The organism is Caldivirga sp. UBA161 (genome assembly GCF_002506515.1).
In the GTDB taxonomy this organism is placed as follows: Archaea; Thermoproteota; Thermoprotei; order Thermoproteales; family Thermocladiaceae; genus Caldivirga.
Genome location: NZ_DAXS01000077.1, coordinates 1 through 6,421 on the forward strand (window position 1 = coordinate 1; position 6,421 = coordinate 6,421).

The following is a 6,421-nucleotide window of genomic DNA, read 5'->3' on the forward strand; positions in this document are numbered from 1 at the left end:
CAACCAGGACACCAATCAACCCACACCTTACTCCTATACTGCTGGGGACTTAGAGTTATTTTTATTGTTGACATTTTACGTCGATTCTCATTATAGGCTAGGTCTTAATAACGCTTACTCGCTACACTAGGGGTTTTAGGTTTGGGTTAAATTGACCTACTTAATTTAATTAAGGTATTATTACTGATGAGGCCAGCGAACATTTTCTCATAATCTGAATCCACCATAAGTAATTCCCCTCCCTTAATTAATCCAATTAACCTAACCATGGTGGCCCAGCCTGAGAATGGGCTGTGCTTGGCTTTACTCATGAATAAGCTTGGGTCTATTACCGTACTTGACTTAGTGTCAATGAGTAATTGCGCATCATTATTCACCTCAAGTATCTTAAGTGGGTTAATTGAATACACATCAATAACCCTACCTAAGTCTATTAATCCCCTCCTCCATAGGTCAAGTAGAAGAAGCCCCGTAGTTTCTAAGCCTGGGAAACCTGGAGGTGTGTTATCGTAATTGCTGTGGAATTTCTCACCACTAGTGTGGGGGGCATGATCACTTGCAATAATGCTTACTGAACCATTAATTAGCCTCCTCAGCAATTCAAGCCTAATTAACCTACTCCTCAACGGTGGATTAACCTTACAGTAGAATGGGTCATTAACATGCTCAATGCATGAATCTTCATCAAGCAGTAGGTGATGCATAGTAACATCAATAGTAATTCTATTACTCAACTTCACCAAGTCAATTATCCTTGGGTCTGTTACATGGGTTAAATGGATCCTTGCACCATGAATTAAGGCAAGTTGAATCACCCTTAAGGCACATGAGAATTCAGCATCAAGGGGCCTGTTAACGCCATGTATTCTTGAGTCATTACCATTGAGGTTCCTGAATAATGAAGGATCCTCGCAATGAATAATAATGGTCATGTTATTAACCGCAGCCGCCTTAATTATCTCCTCAATTACCCTATAATCCTCAGGATACACTTTAATACTCCTAATGCCGAGGCTCACATAACCCTTCAGTAGATTGAGGTCAGTTGGGACACCGCCATGTAGCCTATAGTTTATTTTAAGGCTTGAGGCATCCTTAATTCTCCTAAGGGCCAAGTCAGGGTCACGTATCGGGGGCTTTGTATTAGGCATATCCCCAACTGTAGCCACACCACCAGCTAGAGCCGCCCTTGAGCCTGAGTTTAAGTCCTCCTTATGGCTTTCGCCCCAATCCCTAAGGTGGACATGCATATCGGCAAAGGCTGGGATTGCAATAACATTATCAGGTAGCTCAATAACCGTTGAGCCGCGTACCTTTAGCTTAATTCTAATTAATTCACCATCCTTAAAATACCTTACTGAAATCATGCCTAGTCAATTACCGCTAAGCCTATGCTAAATTTTAACAGTGACTATACTTAAGGTTTAAATAGGGTCACTTAAGCGTGTAGAGTATGGGTGGCAGGCAGAGGACTAGCCTATTCTTAACTTCAGAGGAGGAGCAGAGGAGGATTGAGTCAAAGCAGAGGGCTTCAAGTAGTGCTAATAAGCAGAGTTCATGAGCCAGTTGCCTTAATTTAAAAAGCTTGCTTAAAGTCCTCATTAAGGATAAAGAGGCTGATAGTACTCATTCCTTAAATCCCAACGTGAAACTACTTTAATCCCTTAATCTTAGGTGTAAATAATGAAACCTGTGCTACTTGATAAGGGTAAGCTTAAGCCAAGTGAGGTTAGGAGTAGGTTTAGGGAGAGGCTAGGTAAGGATGGTATCATAGTGGCTCCTGGCGTTTTTATACCTGCTGCAGCAATGTTGGCTGAGGAATTGGGGTTTGAGGCCGTATACTTCAGTGGTGCTGCATACTCCAATATGCTTGGTTTACCCGACTTAGGCGTCTTTACGCTCAGTGAATTATCATACTACTTGAGGTTCTTCACTAATGCCATAAACATACCCCTTATTGTTGATGTTGACACTGGCTTTGGTGAAGCATTAAATGTTGCCAGGACTGTTAGGGAACTTGAGGATACAGGTGTATCCGCTATTCACATTGAGGATCAGGAAATGCCTAAGAAGTGTGGGCACTTAGCCGGTAAGAGGGTTATACCTATTGATGAAATGGTTAAGAAGATTAAGGCTGCGGTTGAGGCTAGGAGGGATGACAACTTCATTATAATAGCTAGAACCGACGCTAGGGATGTTGAGGGCTTTGATTCAGCAGTGGAAAGGGCTAGGGCTTACCTTGAGGCTGGCGCTGATGTAATATTCCCTGAAGCGCTCCACAGTAAGGAGGAGTTCATGGAGTTTGCCAGGATGGTTAAGGCACCGTTGCTAGCTAATATGACTGAGTTTGGGAAGACGCCATACATTACCGCCAAGGAGTTTGAGGAAATGGGTTATAGGATAGTTATATTCCCTGTAACAACGTTCAGGTACGCTATGGGTGCAATCAAGAATGCATTGATTACGCTTAAGAATGAGGGTACCCAATTAAGTTTAATTAATAATATGATGAGTAGGGAAGACATATACCAACTCATTGGGTACCATGATTATGAGGAGTGGGATAAGAATTTAGCTGAAGAAGCCAATAAGTTGATGAGCGGGAGAATTAAACTGAGGTAGGGTTAAGATGATGCTCAGCGGGTTTAATCCAATGTTATAATATTTAAATGAAATACATGAGTAACTATGATTCTATTTTGATATAAAGAAGTAAGTTATATGATAAATTATATTACATTATTCAAATAAGTTATAACATTATAGGTTAATATATTAATATAACGTAAATGCTATAGAAATGCAAGCTAAGTGGTATTTCACATGGGCTGAAGTACCATAGCATTAATGCTTAAAAGCCAATTAATACACCGCGAATACTATGGGTAAGAAAATCCTAGTGCTGGGTGGTGGTGTTGGTGGTGTGGTAGCTGCTAAGAAGCTTGCAGAGAGGTTGAGGAATCGTGTTGATGCTGAGGTAACGCTAATAAGTGATACTGACTATTACCTACTACCACCATTACTGGTTAACATTGCCTTAGGTGATATGGATCCAGCGCAGGCTCAATTACCATTAACCATGCTTAGTAAAAGAGGAGTTAAGAGCATTAAGGCCACTGTAACTAAGATAGATCCTGATAATAGGGTAGTTGAGACTGATAAGGGTAAATTCAATTACGATTACTTACTGGCAAGCCTTGGTACTGAATTTGATTTTAAATCATATAACTTAGGGGTAGGTTACCACAATTTCACCTTAGATGGTGCACTTAAGTTAAGGGAAGCATTAATGAATTTTAAGGGGGGAAGTGTGGTAGTATTTACCCCTGAACCATTATATAGGTGTGGTGTTTATCCCTTTGAAATCGTTGCTCAATTGGACACCATATTTAGGAAGAGGGGGATTAGGGATAAAGTTGATTTAACGCTTATCCACCCATTTGAGAGGCCCATACAGCCATTAGGCCTAGAGGCAGTTAAGATAACTGAAGATGTCTATGCTCAGAAGGGCATTAAATACATTGGTAATGCTAAGCCTATTGAGGTTGATGATAAGGGTAAGGTTGTTGTAACCACTTCAGATAAGGTTAAGTATGATCTACTCATAGTTATTCCACCAGCTAGGCTACCTAAGCCATTTGATGGAACACCACTAGTCACAGAAACCCCAAGTGGTAAGTGGACTGCAATAAACGTGTACACTGGTAGGAGTATTAAGTATGATGATGTTTACCTACCTGGTGAACACTCAATGCCAGCCATAGGCCTACCAACCGCTGGTGTACCAGTTCACTTCACAGCATTAGCCAGTGCAAGCGTAATCGCTGGCGAACTCCTCGGTGAACCCTTTGACCCAGCGCAGATAACTGCAATGGCCTGCGCAATGGATTACGGTGACTTAGGCATGGTGTTTAACTGCGACATTAAGCTTGACCTTAAGAAGAATAACGCCCTCTGGGTGGGTAACTGCTACAGTATATTAACATCACCATTGGGTAAGCTTATAAAGGACCTATTCTACAAGACGTGGTTGCAGACGACAATGTGAGGTGAATGACCATGACAACCCAAGAACAGGTTCAAGTAAGCCCCGATGAGAAACTCGCAGAAGCATTAAGCATACTTGCTGAGAACGCTGATGAGTTAAAGGGCTTAGTTGAATTAATAGTGGAGTTGAAACGTAGTGGCGTCCTAGACTCAGTAATGCTAATACTTAATAGGTTTGAGGAGCTTATACAGTATTTATTCCAAGACCCAGCGGTATTTAAGCTCCTAGCCATTGCACTGGACGGCAGCTTAGGCTTAATGAATAAACTGGATGCTAATGACGTTATTAGGCTTAAGGAGCTAATGCAAAGCTTAGGTGGATGCATGAGTAAGAATATTAATTCAGTATCTAATGCTAAGCCTGTTAAGGGATTAATGGGGCTTTGGAGGGCATTAGGTGATGAGGATGTTCAAAGAGGGCTAGGAGTAGCGCTTGAGTTAGTTAAGATCCTTGGCAAATGCTCAAGTGGTAAGCAGTAAACCAGTAAAATTTAGATTAAATTAAAAAGATCATTTTTATCCTAAGTTAATCTACACATTATACCTTGATCATAATTTTAAGTTCAAGCACCACATAATGAATATGAATGTGAGGTGTCAGGCGCAGAATATTTAAAAAGGTATGCATCTAAAATATTATTGATAAGTTATGAGCGAGGGATTCAGAATACCTCTCATAGGAGAGAAATTCCCTGAAATGGAGGTAACTACTACTCATGGAAAAATAAAACTACCAGACTACTATAAGGGTAAGTGGTTCATACTCTTCAGCCACCCTGGTGACTTCACACCAGTATGCACCACTGAATTCGTTAGCTTCGCTAAGAGGTATGAGGACTTTAAGAAGTTGAACACTGAGTTAATAGGCTTATCAGTGGATACTGATATAAGCCACATTGAGTGGGTTACTTGGATTGAGAAGACCCTGGGCGTTAAGATACCATTCCCAATAATAGCTGACCCAATGGGTAATGTATCCAAGAAGCTAGGGATGATTCACGCTGAGTCAAGTACAAGCACTGTTAGGGCAGTTTTCATTGTTGATGATAAGGCCACTGTTAGGTTAATAATGTATTATCCACTAGAGCTTGGTAGGAATATTCCAGAGATTTTAAGGGCAGTGAGGACTCTCCAATTAATTGATAAGTACGGTACAGTTGCCCCAGCTAACTGGCCATATAATGAAGTAATTGGTGAGAATATGTTAAACCCACCACCGCATAACGTTGAAGAGGCTCCTAAGAGGCTTCAGCAGTATAAGGGCTACGCATGGTGGTTAACCTATAGGGAAATACCAAAGGAGGAGGTGGAGGACACTAAGAGGACTATTAAGATAAGGATTGAATAATATTAAGTAAACCTCCCTAAGGAACCTTAAAATACGTGAATTTTCATCATAATTTTACCATAATGCAAGTTATCTTACATGGATTCATTTCTCCACCACAAGTAATCCAGCTTAAGTTAACGTAGAAAACTTCTTAAGAAGGGTACCTCATTATGAGGAAATCTTAAATTCATTAAGTACTACTTTGAATAAAACATAAAAATAAGTCAAAAATAAAAACACTACGTGGATTACTTACTCGATTTCGGGAAAGTGAACTTTAAGTATATTGAGTTTGATTACGTTCACGAAACTGACTGGACAGCTAAAGCCGCATTTGATGGTTATGAGTATAATGTGGTGGAGTCCTATGTCGATGGTTTAAAGAACCATGTCTATGAGTTCGCAGTACTTAAAGTTAAGGATAAATTAAGCCTAAGAAAATTATTCAATATACTTAACAATGACCCCAGTGTTGAGGAGTTAGTTAAATTTGAACCAATGAATAAGGGTTATCCAAAGAGAATTGGAGTTGTTATTAAATCTAGGTTAAGTAACTCAACTAGGTATAAGGCTAGGTTATTTGATGGCATTGAAGTTAAAGATTACATAACCAATGGTGTTGAGAATTGGGGGTTCCTATTTCCAGTTAACGTTAACTTAGACCTACTTTTTGATGGCCTTAAGATTAATGGAAAAATAATTAATGTACGTTCAAGGAATGTAGATGTAAATGATGCATTAAGTTTAATTAACTTTAGTAAGGTAACCTCAGTATTAACTAAGGCTGAATTAGATACATTATATAAGGCTTATAAGTTAGGCTTCTTCAATGAACCAAGAGAAGCTAGCTTAAGAACACTAGCTAAGGAACTTGGCTTATCAACAAGTACCGTCAGTCATCAATTAAGGAACAGTTTAAGAAAAATACTTAACGCAATGTTTAGTAATAATAATGAATATACTTAATTATTGAAAACTAAAAATAAATAATAATTTAAATTTTAAGATCATGAATTAGTTGCTTATCTTCTTCTTAGTGCTATT

At 39.4% G+C, this 6,421-nt stretch carries 6 protein-coding genes; 5 read left to right on the forward strand and 1 reads right to left on the reverse strand.

What is annotated here, in order from left to right; all coding sequences use genetic code 11:
* Positions 1-146: 146 nt before the first annotated feature.
* Entirely contained in the window at positions 147-1,367 is a 1,221-nt protein-coding gene (locus BP896_RS08865; protein ID WP_291767651.1) for an amidohydrolase family protein, read from the reverse strand.
* Between the two features lie 316 nt (positions 1,368-1,683).
* Here BP896_RS08865 and prpB point away from each other — a divergent pair, with 316 nt between their 5' ends.
* From prpB to BP896_RS08890, 5 genes are all read left to right on the forward strand, one after another.
* Positions 1,684-2,622, forward strand: a complete 939-nt coding sequence (prpB, locus tag BP896_RS08870; RefSeq protein ID WP_291767652.1) for a methylisocitrate lyase — start codon at positions 1,684-1,686, stop codon at positions 2,620-2,622.
* A gap of 259 nt (positions 2,623-2,881) precedes the next feature.
* The gene (locus tag BP896_RS08875; protein ID WP_291767654.1) at positions 2,882-4,048 is read left to right on the forward strand and encodes an NAD(P)/FAD-dependent oxidoreductase; all 1,167 of its coding nucleotides are present in this window, start codon (positions 2,882-2,884) and stop codon (positions 4,046-4,048) included.
* Positions 4,049-4,059: 11 nt separating this feature from the next.
* A complete protein-coding gene (locus BP896_RS08880; protein WP_291767655.1) occupies positions 4,060-4,527 on the forward strand; it encodes a DUF1641 domain-containing protein in 468 nt (155 codons plus the stop codon).
* Positions 4,528-4,696: 169 nt separating this feature from the next.
* Positions 4,697-5,395, forward strand: a complete 699-nt coding sequence (locus tag BP896_RS08885; protein WP_291767656.1) for a peroxiredoxin — start codon at positions 4,697-4,699, stop codon at positions 5,393-5,395.
* Positions 5,396-5,620: 225 nt separating this feature from the next.
* On the forward strand, positions 5,621-6,343 hold the full coding sequence (locus BP896_RS08890) for a helix-turn-helix domain-containing protein (RefSeq protein ID WP_291767657.1): 723 nt from the start codon (positions 5,621-5,623) through the stop codon (positions 6,341-6,343).
* Positions 6,344-6,421: the final 78 nt, after the last annotated feature.